General features: G+C 65.8%; 15 protein-coding genes and 1 pseudogene. 7 read left to right on the top strand and 9 right to left on the bottom strand.

The annotated features are described in order from the left end of the window. Positions 1–37: 37 nt before the first annotated feature. The 6 genes from FB459_RS13035 to FB459_RS13010 all read right to left on the bottom strand — a co-directional run bounded on the left by FB459_RS13035 (position 38) and on the right by FB459_RS13010 (position 7,807). The gene (locus FB459_RS13035; protein ID WP_141928807.1) at positions 38–2,206 is read right to left on the bottom strand and encodes an acyltransferase family protein; all 2,169 of its coding nucleotides are present in this window, start codon (positions 2,204–2,206) and stop codon (positions 38–40) included. A 130-nt stretch (positions 2,207–2,336) separates the two neighbouring features. Then, positions 2,337–2,786, bottom strand: coding sequence for an SRPBCC family protein (locus tag FB459_RS13030; protein ID WP_141928806.1), 450 nt, complete (start codon positions 2,784–2,786; stop codon positions 2,337–2,339). A 57-nt stretch (positions 2,787–2,843) separates the two neighbouring features. Continuing rightward, entirely contained in the window at positions 2,844–4,037 is a 1,194-nt protein-coding gene (locus tag FB459_RS13025) for an IS110 family RNA-guided transposase (RefSeq protein WP_141928608.1), read from the bottom strand. 240 nt (positions 4,038–4,277) lie between these two features. Further along, positions 4,278–5,867, bottom strand: coding sequence for a phytoene desaturase family protein (locus tag FB459_RS13020; protein ID WP_141928805.1), 1,590 nt, complete (start codon positions 5,865–5,867; stop codon positions 4,278–4,280). An 86-nt stretch (positions 5,868–5,953) separates the two neighbouring features. Beyond that, the gene (locus FB459_RS13015; protein ID WP_141928804.1) at positions 5,954–6,508 is read right to left on the bottom strand and encodes a Dps family protein; all 555 of its coding nucleotides are present in this window, start codon (positions 6,506–6,508) and stop codon (positions 5,954–5,956) included. A gap of 114 nt (positions 6,509–6,622) precedes the next feature. Continuing rightward, complete coding sequence (locus FB459_RS13010) at positions 6,623–7,807, bottom strand: PucR family transcriptional regulator (protein ID WP_141928803.1); 1,185 nt, start codon at positions 7,805–7,807, stop codon at positions 6,623–6,625. Positions 7,808–7,902: 95 nt separating this feature from the next. Between FB459_RS13010 and FB459_RS13005 the strand changes: the two genes are divergently transcribed. The 7 genes and pseudogenes from FB459_RS13005 to FB459_RS12975 all read left to right on the top strand — a co-directional run bounded on the left by FB459_RS13005 (position 7,903) and on the right by FB459_RS12975 (position 15,212). Beyond that, the gene (locus FB459_RS13005) at positions 7,903–8,988 is read left to right on the top strand and encodes a ferredoxin reductase (protein WP_141928802.1); all 1,086 of its coding nucleotides are present in this window, start codon (positions 7,903–7,905) and stop codon (positions 8,986–8,988) included. Positions 8,989–9,012: 24 nt separating this feature from the next. Beyond that, positions 9,013–10,200, top strand: a complete 1,188-nt coding sequence (locus FB459_RS13000) for a fatty acid desaturase family protein (RefSeq protein ID WP_141928801.1) — start codon at positions 9,013–9,015, stop codon at positions 10,198–10,200. Between the two features lie 200 nt (positions 10,201–10,400). Further along, the gene (locus FB459_RS12995; RefSeq protein ID WP_141928800.1) at positions 10,401–11,834 is read left to right on the top strand and encodes an HNH endonuclease signature motif containing protein; all 1,434 of its coding nucleotides are present in this window, start codon (positions 10,401–10,403) and stop codon (positions 11,832–11,834) included. Between the two features lie 229 nt (positions 11,835–12,063). After that, a pseudogene (locus FB459_RS12990) lies at positions 12,064–13,254 on the top strand (IS3 family transposase). 145 nt (positions 13,255–13,399) lie between these two features. Then, a complete protein-coding gene (locus tag FB459_RS12985; RefSeq protein ID WP_141928799.1) occupies positions 13,400–13,699 on the top strand; it encodes a hypothetical protein in 300 nt (99 codons plus the stop codon). A 479-nt stretch (positions 13,700–14,178) separates the two neighbouring features. Then, on the top strand, positions 14,179–14,670 hold the full coding sequence (locus tag FB459_RS12980; protein ID WP_141928798.1) for a helix-turn-helix domain-containing protein: 492 nt from the start codon (positions 14,179–14,181) through the stop codon (positions 14,668–14,670). Then, entirely contained in the window at positions 14,667–15,212 is a 546-nt protein-coding gene (locus FB459_RS12975) for a DUF6036 family nucleotidyltransferase (RefSeq protein WP_141928797.1), read from the top strand. The genes FB459_RS12980 and FB459_RS12975 overlap by 4 nt, the downstream gene beginning before the upstream one ends. Positions 15,213–15,733: 521 nt before the next feature. Here FB459_RS12975 and FB459_RS12970 read toward each other — a convergent pair. The 3 genes from FB459_RS12970 to FB459_RS12960 form a co-directional block, all read right to left on the bottom strand. After that, complete coding sequence (locus tag FB459_RS12970) at positions 15,734–16,192, bottom strand: BRCT domain-containing protein (protein ID WP_141928796.1); 459 nt, start codon at positions 16,190–16,192, stop codon at positions 15,734–15,736. Positions 16,193–16,480: 288 nt separating this feature from the next. After that, on the bottom strand, positions 16,481–16,987 hold the full coding sequence (locus FB459_RS12965) for a macro domain-containing protein (RefSeq protein WP_141928795.1): 507 nt from the start codon (positions 16,985–16,987) through the stop codon (positions 16,481–16,483). 129 nt (positions 16,988–17,116) lie between these two features. Then, a complete protein-coding gene (locus FB459_RS12960) occupies positions 17,117–18,397 on the bottom strand; it encodes a WGR domain-containing protein (protein WP_170221917.1) in 1,281 nt (426 codons plus the stop codon). Positions 18,398–19,073: the final 676 nt, after the last annotated feature.

Genomic DNA, 19,073 nt, shown 5'->3' with positions numbered 1-19,073 from the left:
TCGTGGTGAGCGGGGCCGAACGCATGTGGTGCAGGGCCTAGCGAGGGTTCGCTGCGGCAGCCAGATGGGGCACCAGCCGTGCCCGCACGACCGGAAGCATCGAGTCGGCGAACAGCTTGGACACGTGCTTGTCGTCGCGATAGACCAGCACGTTCCCGATCACCGCGGGGCAGTTCTCGGTGGGGCAGATCCAGTCGTTGAAGTTCACGAAGCTGCTTGCTGATTTCTGCGCACCCTGCTTCAGAGTGGCGGTGCCGTTCCCGTCATTACGTCCGAAGTCGCAGTCGGAGTTCGACGTCAGACGGGCCGACGCGACGCACGCGACGATGTCGTCCGGTGAGTTCGGGATGTCTGCGAGTGCCACAACCCGGATACCTGCATTCTTCAGCAGGTTCCACTGCGCGACGTACCCGGCGGTCATCAACTCGCTGCTCGGCCGGCCGTCGTTCGTCAGAGCGTCACTCGCGTACCCCGAGGTGACGACCGCTGCCGGTCTGATGTCCTGGGTCAGCAGCGTCATCACCGCTTTGTTCCAGGTGGAGCATTCGCGGTAGTTGTTCCCCGCCGAGCGGCTGCGATAGATGGTCTCCGCGGTCAGCGGACAGGATGCCTTGGTGATGACGACGACCTTCCAGCCCTTCTCCTTGCCGACCGTGTGCAGGACGTCCGCCCATTGGTCGGCCTTGGAGTCGCCGACGAGGGCGATCGTGGTGCTGCCGTTCTCATCGCCGGCTGTGCAGATCTTCGGCGCGGTCGTCTCGATGGTCGACAGGCAGGTGTGCTCGGGCTTGTTCTTGCTCACGACGAGTGGGTCGGGACTGATCGACGTCGGCTTCAGATCCAGGGAACCGGGCTCCGGCGGACGCAGGTAGGGGTCCGGATTCGGGCTCGCCCCGTCCTTCCGTTGCATGGTCGGGACAGGCGTCTCCACGCTCCCCAGCCCCCTGGCCTCGGACGTGTCGACCTGCTGGACCTGTGCAACGGCAAGGGCGTTCAGGGTGCCCGCCGCGCCGATGCCGACCACCGTGCACAGAGCGCCGACCGCGAGTGCCCGCCGGGCCGGCCGGCGCAGCACACTGGCGAAACGCACAGGGTTCTCGACGAACTTCAACGTGAACCAGGCAGGAACGAGCGACCCGAGACTGATCAGCAGCTTCACCGGCCACGGCAGCGGCCCGTACTTTGCGTCGAACGTCACCAGCAACGGCCAGTGCCACAGATACGCGCCGTACGACAGTCCGCCGACGAACAGGAACGGCTTGCTGCCCAGCAGGCGCAATGGCAGGTTCGGTACGCCACGCGACCCCCCGGCGATCACCGCCGTGGTAGCGAGTGTCGGGATCAATGCTCTCGAGCCCGGCCAGTTCTGCTCGTCGGCCAACGGAATCGCGACGGCCACCAGCGCGATGAGACCGGCCCACATCACGGCCGTGGCGACCCGCACGGGCAGGCGGTTCCAGAACGTGGCGGTGACGGCAACCAGCGCACCGATCCCGAGCTCCCACAGCCGGGTGTGCGTGACGAAGTATGCCTTCGCGGGGTCGGTCGTGGTCGCATGGATCGACCAGGCGAGCGACGGGACGATGACGCACAGCAGGGCCATGCCGATGGCGAGCCGGCGTCGGTGAACAGCACCGCGGGTCGCCAGGACGACCAGGCCGATCAGCAATGGCCAGACCAGGTAGTACTGCTCTTCGACCGCGAGCGACCAGAAGTGCTGGACAGGTGAAGGCTCGGTGCCGGCGAAGTAGTCAACCGACTGGGACGCCAAGCGCCAGTTGATCACGTAGGTGGCCGAGGCCAGGATGTCGCCACAGATCTGACGCCAGGTCGTCGCCGGCATTGCCCACCAGGTGAGCAACATCGATGCCACCAGGACGATCGATGCCGCAGGGAGCAGACGCTTGGCTCGTCGGGCCCAGAAGTCGGCGAACGAGATTCGACCGGTGCGGTCGACTTCGCGCAGCAGCAGTCCGGTGATCAGGAACCCGGAGATCACGAAGAAGACGTCGACTCCGATGAACCCTCCGTGCAGCCCCGGCACACCAGCATGGGCGAGCAGGACGAACCCCACGGCAATCGCACGAAGTCCCTCGATGTCCGGCCGGAACTTGGCGTGAGCCAGAGCGCTTGCCGTGGCGGCGGCTTCGGTCGGTCCTTCGTGATGCGACGTGTGCGCAGCTGCCGTTTTCGACGTGTCCTGCATGCATGACCCCCCCTATACGTCGGAGGTCAGGATGACGTAGATCACACCCGGTGCGCATCACGGCGCGCCCAAGCAGCGGGCTTTCGGCCGGCGCCGGTAGTCGCAAGAGCCCGCTGGTGCCGTGTTCGGTTCAGGCCTGGTCGGCGCGTTCGGCCAGTAGAGCCAAGCGGCGCAGAGTCTCCCTGTTGCGAGCGGCGATGCCCACCTGCCGTGCGGGCTTGGGCGTGTGCGCGAGCGGCCCGGAGACCGCGTCCTCCTCCATGCTGATCACGGTGCCACCGTCCGGAGTGGCGATGAGGCGGATGGCGACGATGGCGGTGCCGAACGGACGGGTCTTCGCCTCCAGCCGCAAGGACTTGCCCGGTTCGCAGTCCCGCACCGCGGTCTCGTCATCCAGCAGCAACGGCCAGTTGCCGACACTGTGATGCAATTTTGTTCCGGGTGAAGGGAATCCGGCCTCCACGGCGCGCATGCGCGAGGCTCCCACCACCCACGACGGATAGGCCCACCCGTCGGCGAGCACCGACCAGACGGCTTCCGGCGAAGCAGGCGTGGTGTGTTCGACCGAGATGGTGCGCATGGAGTCTCCTGTGGTTCAGCGTGGTTCAGCCCGGGGGGGGTGTCCCTATGGTCTTCGTCAAGCGGCGGGGGTTTTCTGTTGGTAGAGGGTTCCGTCGCGAAGCATCGCGTACATCACGTCGCAGCGTCGTCGGGCGAGGCAGATGAGGGCGGCGTTGTGCTTCTTGCCTTGGCCGCGTTTGCGGTCGTAGTAGGCCCGCGAGGTCGGGTCGTGCAGTGCGGCGAACGCGGCGAGGAACATCGCTCGTTTGAGGTGCTTGTTGCCGCCTCGGGCGGGGTGCTCACCGCGGATCGAGGTGCCGGATCGGCGGGTGACGGGTGCGAGGCCGGCGTACGCGGCGAGGTGGCCGGAGGTGGGGAAGCTCGAGCCGTCGCCGACTTCGAGCAGGATCCGTGCGCCGGTCCTGACGCCGATGCCGGGCATCGAGGTCAGGACCGCGGCAAGAGGGTGGGCATCGAGCATGTCCTCCAGTTGGGTTCCCAGATCGGCGCGGTCGTGCAGCAGGCGAGCCAGTCCGGTCGCGAGTTTGGGCAGGACGAGCTCGGCGGCGCGGGTGCCAGGGACGGTGACGGTCTGCTCGGTGAGCGCTGTCTGGATGTCGTCGACGAGGCGTTGGTAGGAGCGGGGCGCGCGGGGTTTGGCGACGGCGAGCAACCGTCGCCGGCCGGCCGCGCGCAGGCCGGTCGGGCCACCGAAGCGGGTCAGGAGTTCGAGGACTGCTGGGTGTTGGATGCGTGGGCCGAGGACACGTTCGAGGGCTGGGTTCACTTGTGTCAGAAGGCCTCTGATCCGGTTTGCTTGTGCGGTGACCTGTCCGGCCAGGTCGTCATCGAAGCCGACGATGACTTCCAGGTCGGCCAGGGTGTCGTCGCCGACGTCGACCCGTCGCAGGGCGTGCGGCATCGACCGGGCGGCTTCGGCGATGACGTACGCGTCCCTTGCGTCGGTCTTGGCGTTGCCGGGGTGCAGGTCGGCGATACGGCGCATCGCCAGCCCGGGAAGGTAGGCGACGTCCACGCCCATGGCACGAGCAACCGCGACCGGCAGCGCGCCGATCGTTGCGGGTTGATCGACCACCACCAGCAGGCGACCGTGCGTGCCGAGTTTGGTCAGCAGGCCACGCAGCGACGACTCGTCTTGGGGCAACGGTTTGTCGTGCAGCCGTGTGCCATCGACGTTCAGCGCGCAGGCGTGGTGCGTCTGTTTGCCGACATCGAGCCCGATGTACACCGCGTAGTCAGGTCGAGACATGGTCCCTCCTCGTGCGTCCGAGCGGCTGGTCACCAGATCAGGCGCAGGAAGCCGACATCCACGTTACGAAGAGACCTACCCAGGCGTTCGGGCGGCCCGGTCCCTATCAGCGGTCCACCAGCGCCACCAGCACCCGGTGACAACACCCCCCGGATCATGCAAACGACAGGGGCAGTCAGTCATGCCGGGGCCGGCGACCAGGAGCCTTGCTTCAAGGCTCACCAAGACGGTAACGGGGGTTCAGAATCGGGGCAGGGAGGTGTCGATGGAGCGGCGCACACGGCGTTCGAGTGCGTCTCGAACTTTGCCGGCGAGACCGCTGTCGGCCAACGCGGCGCGTGCCGCCATGTGGCCGGCCCCGCCGTGCACGCCGCCGCCGGGATGGATCGCGGCGCTGCCGAGGTAGAGCCCGGGCAAAAATGTGCGGGGTCCACCCAGTCCGGTGGCCGGTCGCCAGAACGCCTGCTGGAACAACTGCATGGTGCCTCCGCCCACTGCACCCTCACCCAGGTTGGCGTTCGAGTCCTGGAGCGATCGCGGTGTCTGGTCCCAGCGTTCGACCACCAGATCACGCCACCCCGGCGCGAACTCCTCGAGCATGCGCTCGCAGTTGCGGATCAAGTGTTCGGTGCCGTCGTCGTCGGTGACGCCGCGCGGGAGGTGGCTGTATACCCACATCGACTCGGTGCCGGCGGGGGAGCGCAGTGGATCGGTCGACGTCATCTGTCCGACCAGGGCGAACGGGTGCTCAGGGATGCGTCCGGAGCCCAGATCGGCACTCCAGCGCACGAGGTCGCGATGACTACCGCCGACGTGGACCACCGAGGTCGACCGCCCGGCTTCCGCCGTCCACGGCATCGCACCCGACAGACCGAGGTTGATCTTGATGGTGGGCAGATCCCAGGTGAAGCGCTCCATCCGTGCCCGGAGTCCGGCCGGTACGTCCTCGAGCAACGTGCCGTACAGCATCGGTGCGCTGGTGTCGGCGATGACGACCGGTGCCTTGATGAACTCTCCGGACGCGAGGTCGACGCCCGAAGCGCGTGCGTGCTCTGCTCTGATCCGGACGACAGGCGTACCGGTTCTGATCTCGACACCGGCTGCTTCAGCACGGGAACGCAGTGAGCGGGCCAGGGCGCCGGCGCCCCCGACCGGGGTCGGGAAACCGACGTCCTGGGCGAGCATCGTCATGATCCAGCCGTACACGCCACTGCCGGGCGCTTCAGGTGGGATGTCGGCGTGCATCGCGTTGCCGGACAGCAGATCTCGCGCCGCTCGACCACGGAATCGTTCGACCGAAAGTTGCTCGACGGGTAGCAGCGCGAAGCGGACGAAGTCGAGCAGATTCGTCGCGCCGACGGCCTTCGCCAGTTTCGGTGCGTGGCGAACCGGCGGCCAGGACAGCAGGAGGGCGTCGAGCAGCGGATCCTTGAGCGAGGCGAAGCTGTCGACCAGTTCGAGCCATGCTGCTCCGTCACCCGGAGCGTCCGCGTCCAGACGGGCCGCCGTGTGCGCGGGATCGGCGTGCAGCAAGGCACCCGAGGTGTCGTCGGGCCGGCCGAGATGGGCGACGACCCGCTCGCTGCGCGCCCACTGCAGCCCGTGCTTGTCGAGGCCGAGACCCTGGATGACGGGTGATGCAGCAGCCAGCGGGTGGAAGGCACTGAACTCGTCCACGACGAAGTCACCGATCGTCCGGTCGGCAACAGCGCCGCCCACCTCCGGCCGGCTCTCGCACAGCAGGACCTGACGGCCGTGGTCGGCCAGTTCGATGGCGGCGACCAGGCCATGATGGCCACCGCCGACCACGACTGCGTCGTATGCATTCATGCGGAACGAACTCTCATCGGGTCGGCGGTGGACGGCCGCGAGTGCGACCGGTGATCCAGATGGTTCTCAGACGTGATCAGCCGTGCTCAGACATTGCGGGTCTTTGCGGCAGCGTCCTTCTCGGTGGTCGTCCCGGCGTCCTTGAGCTCTCCGGCGAACGACTCGAGGTGAGCGCGCACGAACCACTGGAACTTCTCGAGTTCCCCGGTCTGTCCGATAATGAGGTCCTGCGTGACGAGGTCGAGGTCGTCGAGTTCCTCGATCGCCTTGCGGTTGGAGGTGATGACTCCGTCGTACACCTTGTCGAGGGCGCCCAAGTGTGCACCGACGGTGTCACGTTCGATGGCGTAGTCGTCCCACGTGCGGTCGCGCTCGATGTCGCTGACGCGGCCGCCGGGGGAGGCGCCCATTGCGGCAATGCGCTCGGCCACTTCGTCGGCGTACCCGCGTACCAGCTCCACCTGCGGGTCGATCATTTCGTGGACGCCGATGAAGTGAGCGCCGACGACGTTCCAGTGCGCGTGCTTCAGGGTGAGGTGCAGGTCGTTGTAGGACGACAGGCGCACCTGCAGGATCTTGATGATCTCGTCCGACTTCTTCTTCGTCAGACCGGGCAATGTGAAGGTCGACTTCTCAACCACGAGATGTCCTTCCGTTGATCGCGTAGGTGCCGGTCAGGCACTTGTTTTCATCAAAGCACCGCGAAAGGCTGTCATGGCCTCCCCGGGCTGACTCATCAGGGTGGGATCACTCGATCAGGGGTTGTCGACAGTCTTCGGCTGGAGCGCGATCAGAATGTCCAGGACCTTTGACGGATCGTCCAGACGGTCACCGAACAGTTCCCTGATCTGTGTCATCCGGTAGCGCACCGTCTGAGCGTGAACATGCAGATCGGCTGCGACGGCGTCGCGACGTCCTTGGTGCAACAGCCAGGAACGCAGCGTCTCCCCAAGCCGATCGGCGGTGGCCGGCGGTAGGTCAGTCAGCGGAGCGAGCGCGCGAATCCTCAGGTCCTGCAATGCATCCCGGTCCGACTGGAGGACGAGGTCGGCCAGGTGGTCCTCGGTGTCGAGCGGTGTCTGTCCGGTGGCGAGACCGAGTTCGTGTGCCTTCACGGCGCGCTGCCACGAGGACGTGACGTGTGTCCAGGGTCTGGTCGGGCCGACGACCGCGGACGTGTGGCGCAATGTTTTCAGCAAGCGCCGACGTGCGAGACCGTGCAGGTCGGGCACGAGCAGGACGGCGAGGTCGGCGTCCGACCAATCGTCCGCTGCCCGAAGGCAGTTCGCGCCCAACGTCGACATCACGGATGCGGCTGCGTCGGCCGGCAGCAGGACTGCGGTGAGTGACAGGGGCGGCGGCCATTCAGCGCGTTCGGCGAGCGTCACGAGCACCTCCTCCTCACGCCCGGCGAGGAGTTCTCCCGCCAGTCGTTCCCGCCTGCGTTCGCGGACGCGTCCCTCGGTGGCGAGTTCGTCGGAGTGCCCGGCGACGCTGGCCGCCGAGAGCGCGTCGATGTAGGCGAACACCAACTCGGCGAAGCGCGCGATCGTCGCAGCATCGATACCGACGTCGACTGCTGCAGTGGACAGTTCGCGCCAGGACACTCTGGCGCCGACGCGGTACGCGGCGAGCAAAGCGTCCATCGAACGACCACTGCGTGCCTCGCCCTGACCCAAGGCATAGGCACCGTCGAGGGCCGGGCGCATCGGGGTGGACGGGTCGCTGCCCTGTGGACCGCCGGCCAGCCGTAGAAAACCAGCCAGCGCCTGCTGGACGGCCTCTTCGATGAGTTCGCCGGGTTCGCCACTCAGGGCGCCGGCGTACCCCGGAACCTCGGCGGTGATGGCTGCGACACAGCGTTCGGCGACCTCAGGGAGCTGGTCGGCAAGGCCGGCGACAGCCTCATCGGGGAGCCGGGGCGGGTTGAACTGAGCCATTTCGGTCCGTTCTTGTTCGACTCGAACAAATCAGAGCGACGTCTTCACGTCTTCTGGTCAAGAGATTAACTCTCGTCGTCAAGCAGGCTGGACCTATGCCGATCACCACGCCCGATGCCGCGCCCTCGCCGTGGCGTTCGCGCGCTTTCCGGTTGGTGAAGGCAGTCACCACGCCGTTGCTTCCCGAGGACTACGTCGATCTGTTCGACCCACTGCGCACCAGCACTGTGTTGCGCGGGCGGGTGGAGGATCTTCGATCGGAGACCCAGGACGCACTGACCGTCACGATCCGCCCTGGCAAGCGGTGGCGTGGGCACACGCCCGGTCAGTACATGCGTATCGGAGTCGACATCGACGGCGTCCGGATGTGGCGGGCGTACTCGATCACGTCCGGTCCGCGTACCGACGGCTGCATCTCGATGACTGTCAAGGCGATCTCGGGTGGAGCGGTCAGCACATATCTGGTCGAGCACCTCAGGGTCGGTCAGATCGTCCAGATGGAGCAGGCTGAAGGTACCTTTGTGCTCCCTGCGACGCTTCCGGCCAAGATCCTGTTGCTCACCGGAGGAAGCGGCATCACCCCTGTCATGGGAATCCTGCGTCACGCCGTCGACGAGATGGACGACGTCGTCCTGCTGCACTCGGCGCCGCGTCCCGAGGACGTCATCTTCGCCTCCGAGCTGCGCGACTTGGCTGCATCAGGCCGAATCTCGTTGCAGGAGAGGCACACCGACGTCCATGGCATGCTCGACACCGACGAACTCGAGCGTCTCGTGCCCGATTGGCGTGAGCGCGAGACCTGGGCGTGCGGCCCGGCAGGAATGCTGGAGATGGTCGAATCCCACTGGGAATCGGCCGAACTCGCCGGCAAGCTGCACACCGAGCGCTTCCGTCCCGCGCTCGTCGAACCGGGAGAGGGCGGCACAGTCCACTTCACCGGACTCGACCGCGAGCTCGAATGTGACGGTGCACGACCGATCCTCGACCAGGGCGAGGACGTCGGGATCCTCATGCCGTCCGGCTGCCGCATGGGCATCTGTTACGGCTGCGTCCTGCCCCTGCGCGAAGGAGCCGTCCGCGACCTGCGCACCGGTGAGCTCACCACGGCGAGCCCCGGGGACGGCGTGCTCGTCCAGACCTGCATCTCGGCCGCGGCCGGGCGCTGCGACATCGACCTCTAGTCCACGAACGATCAGGAGAAACTCATGACTGCGCTGCAGAAGAAGGAAACCAACCCGATCGCGCACCTCACCGCGTACGACATCGAATGCCTGGGCAAGGAACTCGACGCGATTCGCGAGGACGTGATCCGTGAGCGTGGCGCGAGCGACGCCGCGTACATCCGCCGCACCATCGACGTCCAGCGCAAGCTCGAGCTCGGCTCGCGCGGGTTGCTGTTGTTCTCCAAGTACAAGCCGGCGTTCGTGCTCGGCACTGTCGGCCTCACGGTCTCCAAGATCCTGGAGAACATGGAGATCGGGCACAACGTGATGCACGGTCAGTGGGACTGGATGCGTGATCCGAAGATCCACTCGACCACCTGGGAGTGGGACAACGCCTCGCCGGCGGACCTGTGGAAGCACAGCCACAACGAACTGCACCACACCTACACCAACGTGCTCGGCCGCGACAACGACCTGGGTTACGGCATCATGCGCGTCGACGAGGACCAGAAGTGGGCGCCGTTCTACCTCGGCCAGCCGGCCTGGAACTTCATCAACGCGTGCTTCTTCGAATACGGCATCGCCGCGTACGACCTCGAGATCGGCAAGTACTTCGCCGGGCGCAAGGACAAGGAGCGGTTCAAGACCGACGGTCGCAAGGTGCTCAACAAGATCCGCCAGCAGATGACCAAGGACTACGTCATCCACCCGGTGCTCGCACTGCCGCTCGGCTCGGCGCGTCGGACGCTGCTGGCCAACTACATCGCCAACCTCGGCCGCAACCTGTGGACGCACTCGGTGATCATGTGCGGCCACTTCCCGGAGGGTGTCGAGACGTTCACCAAGACGTCCATCGACGGTGAGACCCGCGGAGACTGGTACCTGCGCCAGATGATCGGCTCGGCCAACATCGACGGCTCGAACGCGATGCACATCGCGACCGGCAACCTCAGCTACCAGATCGAGCACCACCTGTTCCCCGACCTGCCGAGCAACCGCTACCAGGAGATCTCGCCGAAGATCCGCGACATCTGCGAGCGCTACGGCCTGCAGTACGTCACCGGTCCGCTGCACAAGCAGGTCGCCTCGGCGTGGGGCAAGGTCATCCGCCTGTCGCTGCCGAACCACATCGCGGCCAAATTCGCCCCGGTGCCGCGTCGTTCGGTGGTCGAGCCGACCGCGCTGCCGAGCCGTTTGCGCGATGCCGAAGAAACCTCAGCCGCAGCCTGATTCGGCCTCAACCGCTGACGATCGGGTGGGGTGGAGCATGGAGCGCCGAGGGTGACCTGGACTCCGGACGCATCGAGCGGCTGCTGGCGGACGCCGAAATGGGACGAGTCACGGACGGTGTTCTGCGCGGCGCAGCTTGGCTGTGAAGATGCGTTTTCCCAGGTCAGGAGGTTGTCGGTGGTGACGCCTAGGGTGGTTTCATGCAGGTCGGACAGGTCACTGGTTTCGCGGATCGACGCGAGTCGATCGGCGATGCCCGGGTCGCCCTGAGGGATGTCGCGTCGTGGCTTTCCCGGGCATCGGGTGCGGAGCTGACCGAGTTCGTCGGCGACCTCGACGACCTGATGCGGGTCGCTGCGGCTGCTCGGGTCGCTGCTACGGCGGAGGCTGCGGCGCGGGGTGAGATCGTCGCATCGACCTCACCGGGGACGACGGCGTGGGTGCGGGAACACGCACCGACGACTGTCGAGGGTGGTGCAGCGGACGTGGCGGCGTGTGCCCTGGCCGCGAACACTCGAGGGGATCGGCAGCGCGTCGGTGCAGCGGTGATCGATGCGGAGTTCTCTGCCAGGACGGGCGCGACGATCCTGCGCGAGATGGAGAAGCTGCGGGCCGAGGTCATCCCCGGTGCGATGGAGTCGGTCACCGAAGCTCTGTTGATCATGGGGCGCCGGCACGGTCCGGACGGCGTGAAGATGGTGCGCCCGGAACTGTTGTCCAGGTTCGGGTCGCGGGAGTTCCAGCGGGATCAGGACAAGCGCCGGACCCGGGTGGAACTCAGCCGAGGTGTGGAGAACGACGGCATCACCGAGTACGACCTGGCGCTCGACAACGAGTCACGGGCAATCCTCGAAGCGGCGATAGGGCCGCTGAGCAAACCGGTCCCTGGTCCGGATGGTGAACGGGACACGCGTACGTCCGCCCAGCGTCGCGGTCAGGCCTTGATCGAGGCTCTGCGTCGTGGGTTGTCGTCGGCGGTGCTACCGGGAGCCTCGACGAAGTCCACTGTGGTCGTCGTGGTGGACGAGGAGCGGTTGCGCGACGGCCGTGGCGCCGGGCGGGTGCTCGGCGGCGTTGATGCCGGGATGTTGCTCGGGTCGCAGACCGTCCGCAAGCTGGCGTGCGACGCTCACGTGATGCCGTTGGTGCGGGACGCGTTCGGGCGGATTCTGGACGCGGGCCGTTCGCAGCGATACATCACGCGCGAGATGTTGAAGGCCTTGTGGGTACGTGATCAGCAGTGCACCTTCGGCGGCTGTACCGCGCCGGCGTTCTGGTGCGACGGTCACCACTTGATCCACTGGGCCGACGATGGCCCGACCAGCCTGGACAACTCAGCCCTGCTGTGCGGCGGTCACCACACGGTCGTGCATCGCGACCGGCTCGCCGGCCGTCTCATCGACGGACAGGTGGTGTGGGATTACACCGCCGGTTCCTACGACCGTCACTTGAACGAATGGCGGGAACAACACCCGCCCCCTGACCTGCAGGCCGATTCGGTTGTGGCCCAACAGGATCAGCGACCCTGGTTCGGTCCACCGCCGCCAGGAGACGATCAAGCCTGGCAACAGTTCCGAGACTGGGTCGATGGCGGCGCACTCTGGGTCGACGAAGACGGCAACATCGCCGCTTAGGGCAGCGACGTGTTCGTCGACCCCACGGCTCGAGGCTTCCGCCAGGCAGGTACGGACAGTGCGATGAGTCACCAGACGGTGGTTCTCAGTGCTCCGGGTGCAGGCTGGCGTCCGCGGCAGTGACCCTGCACGAGCCGGATCGACTGGCGCGGATGGTACCTCTGGGACTGCCCCCAGTTGAGTTGACACCTGACCTCTGAGGTTTTGTCCTCAGGCGGAAGGATGTCCCGTGGCAAAGCCCTATCCCAAGGAGTTCCGCGACGACGTCGTGGCCGTGGCCCGCAAGGGCCAAGCCCCAATCGCCCAGATCGCGAAGGACATCGGCATCTCCGAAGGCTCGTTGACGAACTGGATGAAGAAGGCCGACATCGAGGACCGCAACCGTCCCGGCCTGACCGACGCCGATCGTGCCGAGCTACACGAAGCGAAGAAGCGGATCCGGCTGCTCGAGCAGGAGAACGAGGTCCTGCGCCGGGCAGCTGCTTACCTGTCTCAGGCGAACCTGCCGGGAGAATAGTCTTTCCCTCTCGTCCGTGAGATGGCCGCGGCCGGCGCCCCCATTCGGGTGCCGGTCGTGGTGGCGTGCAGGGTCCTGGGGCTCTCGACCCAGGGGTACTACAACTGGCTCAAAGAGCCGGTCTCGCAACGGGACTGGGATGACGCCCACCTCATCGACGTGCTCTACGAGGCACACGCCGACGACGCGACGCTGGGCTACAGGTTCCTCACCGATGAGCTCGACACCGAGTACGGCATCACCGTGGGCGAGAACCGCGTGCACCGGCTCTGCAAGATCGCTGGCATCACCGCCAGCCATCACAAGAAGCGCTCCAAGCCGGGCTCGACCGGCCCGGCGCCGCACGACGACCTCCTCGCGGTGGTCGACGAGCACGGCGTGATCCGCCACGAGTTCAAGGCTGATTCCCCGAACACGGTCTGGCTGTGGGACATCTCCGAGCACCCCACGCGTGAAGGGAAGCTCTACATCTGCGCGATCAAGGACGTGTACTCGAACCGGATCGTCGGCTACTCCATCGACACCCGGATGAAGGGCAGCCTCGCGCGTGCGACGATGCGCAACGCGATCGCCCCTGCGATCGCCAGTCGGCACGATCTGCCACTCGGACAGGGGCGGTCAATTTCGAGCCAAACGCACCCAGCGGCTGCTCGCGAACAACGGCCTGGTCGGCTCGATGGGCCGCTCCTACGGCGCCGGCGACAACGCGAGCATGGAAGCTTCTTCTCACTGTTGCAGAAGAACGTCCTCAACACCCGTCGTTGGGAGAGCCGTGAGGAGCTGCGGCTGGCGATGGTCACCTGGATCGAGACCAGGTACAACCGCCGCCGTCGCCAACGCACCCTCGGCAAGCTCACGCCTGTCGAATTTGAGATGATCTACACGACCGCACTCGCGGCCTAGCTACTACAAACCCCGAGTGTCAACCAGACCGGGGGCAGTCCCACCGACACTGAGGCCGACACTGAGGCCAACGGGGACGTCGTCTGAAGCGCCAGCACGCAACCGCCACCGCGAACGGACCCAGACTGCTGTGACACCCGCGAGCATGGCTCTTGTGTCCTCCCTACCGGCCGCCCCTTCCGAGCACCATGTCGACAGCTCGGGCCTTGACCGCCTCGCCGATCTACTGCAAGACCCTGAGCGCGACAAGCCCGTCGTCATCATGAGCCGGCGCCGGTCGGGGGAGACTTCGATCCCGCCGCAGCGCGTCATCGAGGTTCTCGGCGACCTCGCCCATGTCCGTGTCCTTGCCAGCTTCGACACCGGGTGGGACCTGGACCGGATCGGCCCGCAGTGGACCGAATGCCTGTCGAGCCAGTGGTCTGCGGCCAAGGCGGCGGTGTGAAGGCGACACTGCACATTGCTGTCCTCAGCAGGGAACTTGGTCTGAGAGGAACCGGAGACCTATGGCTGTTTACCTGGAGGCCGAGGCGGGCAGCCGGGATGTCCGACCGATTCGCGTGCGGGAGATCGTCGCGACTTTCGCCTTGCAGCCGCGCATCGAGATGGCCCGCTGACCTGGCTGCCGCCGAAAGAGCCTGGAACGACAGCACCGCAGCCGTGACCGAAGGACCGTGGGCGTCGGTCGGACTGGCGAAGCGGATCTCGCTGGCTAACAAGCACGCCGAGGGAGGCACCTGATGGCGATGTGCGGCTGGTGCAACAGCCATGACCACGAGAAGCACCGAGCGGGCGGCGACGGATGGACCTGCAGCTGCATCGCGTGCAAGGACGGGCCGTCGAAGTCGACCCTGCACCGACCGACCGAGACAGCCATCGACGATTAGCCCGTTGCGTTTTTGGTGTTTAGGGTAGACTGTCGGTATGGACTCGCGCCATCTGATGACCACAGGTGAGGTATCCAAGGTTCTTGGATCCTCCCGTCAGCATGTCGTCGACCTGTGCGAACGCGGGGAGATCAACTTCGTGCGCGTCGGCAAGCATCGTCGCGTTCCGGAGTCCGAGGTTCTGCGGATCACGCGAGTCAACCGCCCAGTCGATCGGGACTCCGTTCGGTCACTGTGGCTACATCGGGTCGTTCTGGGACACCTCATGCAGCGACCGGAAGAAGTGATGGAGTCGTCCCGGAAGGTGCTCGAACGCCGGCTGTCCAAGTCGGACTATCCCGGCTCTCCGCGGCCGTACTACGAGCGGTGGCTGGAGATCCTGGATTCCGGAGTCGAGCGGGTTTCGGAGGTACTCGTTGATCGCTCGGAGGAAGGATGCGTCCTGCGGTCGTGCAGCCCGTTCACGGGGGTCATCAGCGAGAGGGAGCGGGAGCAGACGCTCCAATCGTTCCGGCGAAGCTACTCGTGAGACGGCAGGAGCTGGCGCACGTCCTGCGTGCTGCCTGCAGCATCGCGGAGGACCGTGACGTTGTCGTTGTCGGTTCTCAGGCAATCCTCGGCTCATACGACGAGGACGATCTGCCGGCGATAGCGACGATGTCGTCGGAGGCGGACGTTGCCTTCCTGCGCGACGCCGAACGCAAGGCGTTGCAGGTCAGCGGTGCGATCGGAGAACTGTCGTCGTTCCACGAGACGTTCGACTACTACGTCGACGGTGTCGAACTCGAACTGATCGCCCTACCCGACGGGTGGGAGCAACGTTGCGTGACGTGGGATCTTCAGTCCGCCGATCCCGCACGGCCGCGCTTCGTCGAGCCCCATGACCTCGCCGTCGCAAAGCTGGTCGCTCATCGGGAGAAGGACCGCCTGTTCGTTTCGGCTCTTCTCGACGCCGGACTCATCGACCATCGGACGGTCGTGGAGCGTGCCCGGATGCTTCCGGAGAAGTACGCCGGTTCGGTCTCGTCTGTCACCTCCTGGGTCGAGTCGCACCGAGACCATCGAAAGTGACGACGAGGGCGCCTCATGGACATCCGGTGCGACGCCCTCTCGATGGGTGATCTCGTCTCGTTCGTAGCGTCCGTCGCACCGTCAGGGCATGCATTCTTCCAAGGAAGGCCTGGGATGAACACCTGCAACTTTGACCATGCGGCGTCTGGTCCCGGCCACGTCGCGTTCAGCATGTCCGACGAGACCGAAAACCGGTCCCTATCGACTTCAGCACGGACCCAAACCTGCTGGTTGACAGCAAGACCGGATCCGGTAAGACCAATGTGATCCGGAACATCCTGTGGTCGCTGGCGGCCAAGGGTGCCGAGCTCGTACGCCTCATCATCGCGGCGGCGTCGCTCCGCTTCTTTGGCCTCGCGGAGGACACGGCGCTGTGCTGGCATCTGCTGTTTCACCCACTTGAGCAGGTCTTTCCGGTCGCATTCCTTTCGTGTCGGCCAGGTACAAACGGTAGTCCGCACAGTCCCATCCGTGCGTCGCATAGAAGCCGTCGTTGTCGTGGTGACAACCAAGATTCTCAGTCATTCCGGTACGGTGCGACAGCCTTCGTTCGACACCCACGAGGTCGACGCACCCATCCCCAACATCGCAGCGAACTCGTCCTCGCTGACCACATGCAAGCCGTACTTGAGCGCGTTCTTGGCCTTAGACGAACCGCGGGCATCCACGTTCGCCACGAGCAGCGAGGTGTCCTTGCCGACGCCGGATACGGCGCGACCGCCGTTGGCTTCGATGAGACCGTTGACGCCGCCCCGACTGAGGTCCGCCAGCGGGCCGACCATCTTGCCGGTGACGCAGACCGACAACCCGGCCAGAGGCTGCGATCCCGCGTCCGTGGTGACCGTCGATGCGGGCACGTCCTGCATCACGACCCCGGCGGCGGACATTCGGTCAATCACATTCGCCAGCTCGGCCAGCTCATCGACAATCATCGCGGCCTTGACGGTGCCGATCTTGTCCACCGTTGCCAGTTCGTCCACGGACGGGGGGCGAGATTCGTAGTCATACCCACACGGTGCGACGGGTGACGGCCGCTGCTCAGTCGATGGTGACCTCGTTCGGGTGAGCCGACCACTGGCGAGGTAAGCACAACCCGCAGACGATTCAGCCGCCCATCGCGGTCACTGTCCAGCACAGACTGGATCCGGTCGACGGACCGGTCGACGACCTCGACGACCTCGACGACCTGGTCCAGCGGACTGATGCCGTCCGGTCCGCTTCTGGCGTGACACCAAGCAATGTCGACGCCCTCGACGCCGTGGTCTGGCTTAGCCGAACAGGATCTTGACAGCGTGCTCGTCGATCTCCTCGGCCGGGTGAGTGTGAACATGCAGATGCACGTCGGGGTAGTCGCTCGCGACGCTCAAGAAGGTGCGCGCCACCTGCTGCCGGGTCAGTCCAACGATGCCGGCACCGATCCACGGCAGGTGAATCGTGACGCCGGGCTCGCAGCTGTTCATCGCGTGCGACAGCGACAGCTCCAACCACTCAAGTTGCGCGGTTGGTCCGGGAGCGTCCTGGCTGAACAGGTTGTGGATGACATCGGTGCCCGCCTCGTAGCGGAACCAGTCGCCGGGCGGCGGGATGTCGTACCGGGTGCAGTGGTCGATGTACGCCCGGTACGCCGGCAGGAGCTGGGGGTGGCGCCGGGCGAACTGCTTGGCGACACCGGCGCCCATCACGCCATGCGTGTTGACCCCGTGCGCGAGGTGACGCTGCTGCCCGAGCACTGCGGGGACGTCGAACAGGTCGGTGTGACTGTGCTTGATGGTCATGCTGCACCACCAGGTGCGCTCTGGAAGCGGGTGAGTGCCTTCATCGACGACGAAGAAGGCATCCGGACGCGGACGGGAGCGCAGCACGTGGACGTGTTCATAACCTCACGGTGCGACGGGCCTCGCCGGCTATCCGCCGAACTGACACAGGAACGTCAACTTGACCTGGTCGGGACGCCAGATGATCGCCTCGTGGTTGAGCACGCCGCACGTTCCACCCTTGACGTTGATCGAGTCGAAGCGGCGGCCTTCGTGGTGGTTGTCGACCAGAGAGCCGGAGCGGGCGCGGTCGTAGGCAGCATGGCTCTGACCGTGCATGTTCGGTCGGTACTCCCAGCCCATCGCCACGTCAGCGGCGAACATGAAGAACTCCGGGTCCGTGCCAGCAGACCACACCCCGCCACGGCTGTACTGCAGCGACTTGGACGACTGCTCGGACAGGTACACACCGTCGCCGAACATGCGGGCTGTGACGTGCTTGGCGGTCGCCGGCGGCACTACCAACCCGGAGGACAGGATGGACAGCACGTTGCCTGCGCGCGAACCGTGCCACATCGACCGCACATTGCCGACGCTGGCGATGGTCTGCTCGATCTCATCGCTGCGGCGGTTGTCAATCAGCCGGTAGGCACCGGACATCGTCGCCGAGGAGACTCCGCGGTGCTTGGCGTTCTTCGTGCCCACGTACCGGGCGCGCAGGGTCTTCAGTTCGGCGGCGGTCGCCGGGACGAGGGTGTAGCGGAAGAAGTCGTCGTCCCCGCTGTCCGGCGCCGCGGTGAACGCGACAGCAGCCTCGAGCTGATCGAGCAGGTCCCGCTGCTGACGCACCTGCGCGTCACCGGTGACGAAGTGGTCCGCCCAGGCACCGCGTGAAGGCACCGTCTGCGGGATGAGCATGAGGTAGTCGTTGACCAGGCGGACCCGGTCAGTGCCGGACGTCATGACGTGCATCCGGTCGAGCAGGTTGCGGGCCTGACTGATCGCGGAGGAGGACACCGGGCCGAGCGCGGTCTGCACACCGGTCGAGGTGACGGTGATCTTGCCGCCGGACGCCGAGGAGATCGTGTGCGCGGTCACGGCGACCAACCGGTCGACCATCGCAGCGATCGCCGTGTTGCCGCCGGCGAGCTTGTCACGGCCCACTGTGCGCAGCACGTCGGCGCTGGCTTGAGCAGCCCCGCAAGCGCCGTCGACCAGCTCAACCGGACGATAACCCTTACGTGTCTTGTCGTGAACCGCACGGTCAAAGGACTTCTTGCCGGTCAGGTCGGTGATGTTTCCCGACTGGCCGACGCGCCCCCAACGGGCGATGACACGGCCGTCGGCGTGCGCGGTTACTTCGTAGAACTTGTTGCTGTTCGCGGACCCGTCGGTCAGGACGAGCATCGTGCGTTCGAGGGTTGTAGACATGACCGTACGGTGCGACGCAGCACGCCCGGCGAAGGTTGTCACACCGTACCGCCATGACTTCTCAAAGCACCCAGAACAACCACAGCAGTCCGACCTCATGCGATCCCGTTCGGTCATCGTGCAGTCAGCGAGGTCCCACAAGGACTCATCAGTGAGCGGGCGAGGGGCATTCGGCCGTGACTGCGAGACCGTAATGCCGACAGCTGGGTTCTTGGTGATGAGCCCCTCGTCGACGGCGTCGTCCAAGCAGCGTCGAAGCAGTCCGAGCGCTTGGTGTGCCGAACTCGCGGACAGGTCGCGGCTCATTGAGTGAGCCGAAGTAGCAATCTCCGTCTTGCGCATCATGGTTAGTGGCTTGCGCCCGAAGGCGGGAAGAATGTGGTTGTCCCGCAGGCCGACATACCGTGCCTCGGTGCTGTCCTTGACAGGGCGTCGGGACGGCCACCACAGCGCGACCCAGGACGACATGAGCATCGACCCTCCGTTCGGGTCGACCCATGTTCCTCCGCGCAAGGCACTGCGCTGGTCGCGCTCCCATTGCTCGGCCTCTGCCTTGCGAGCGAACGTTTGACTCGATAGGTACCGACCCTTGTGTTTGATCCTGACTCGGTACCGCTTGCCACGCTTCTCAATCATGACGCCGCTCCAGGAGTTGATCGGTTCTGGGCGATCCAGG

Origin of the sequence: Yimella lutea, from assembly GCF_006715095.1 — a bacterium.
Lineage (GTDB): Bacteria > Actinomycetota > Actinomycetes > Actinomycetales > Dermatophilaceae > Yimella > Yimella lutea.
This window is presented reverse-complemented; position numbering and strand designations above follow the sequence as displayed.

Coding starts and splice junctions, on each gene's coding strand:
- FB459_RS12965 (WP_141928795.1), bottom strand. CDS start 16,987: ATGACCATCAAGCACAGTCACACCGACCTGTTCGACGTCCCCGCAGTG.
- FB459_RS13030 (WP_141928806.1), bottom strand. CDS start 2,786: ATGCGCACCATCTCGGTCGAACACACCACGCCTGCTTCGCCGGAAGCC.
- FB459_RS13035 (WP_141928807.1), bottom strand. CDS start 2,206: ATGCAGGACACGTCGAAAACGGCAGCTGCGCACACGTCGCATCACGAA.
- FB459_RS13005 (WP_141928802.1), top strand. CDS start 7,903: ATGCCGATCACCACGCCCGATGCCGCGCCCTCGCCGTGGCGTTCGCGC.
- FB459_RS12960 (WP_170221917.1), bottom strand. CDS start 18,397: ATGTCTACAACCCTCGAACGCACGATGCTCGTCCTGACCGACGGGTCC.
- FB459_RS12980 (WP_141928798.1), top strand. CDS start 14,179: ATGGACTCGCGCCATCTGATGACCACAGGTGAGGTATCCAAGGTTCTT.
- FB459_RS12995 (WP_141928800.1), top strand. CDS start 10,401: ATGCAGGTCGGACAGGTCACTGGTTTCGCGGATCGACGCGAGTCGATC.
- FB459_RS13025 (WP_141928608.1), bottom strand. CDS start 4,037: ATGTCTCGACCTGACTACGCGGTGTACATCGGGCTCGATGTCGGCAAA.
- FB459_RS13000 (WP_141928801.1), top strand. CDS start 9,013: ATGACTGCGCTGCAGAAGAAGGAAACCAACCCGATCGCGCACCTCACC.
- FB459_RS13010 (WP_141928803.1), bottom strand. CDS start 7,807: ATGGCTCAGTTCAACCCGCCCCGGCTCCCCGATGAGGCTGTCGCCGGC.
- FB459_RS12985 (WP_141928799.1), top strand. CDS start 13,400: ATGGCTCTTGTGTCCTCCCTACCGGCCGCCCCTTCCGAGCACCATGTC.
- FB459_RS13020 (WP_141928805.1), bottom strand. CDS start 5,867: ATGAATGCATACGACGCAGTCGTGGTCGGCGGTGGCCATCATGGCCTG.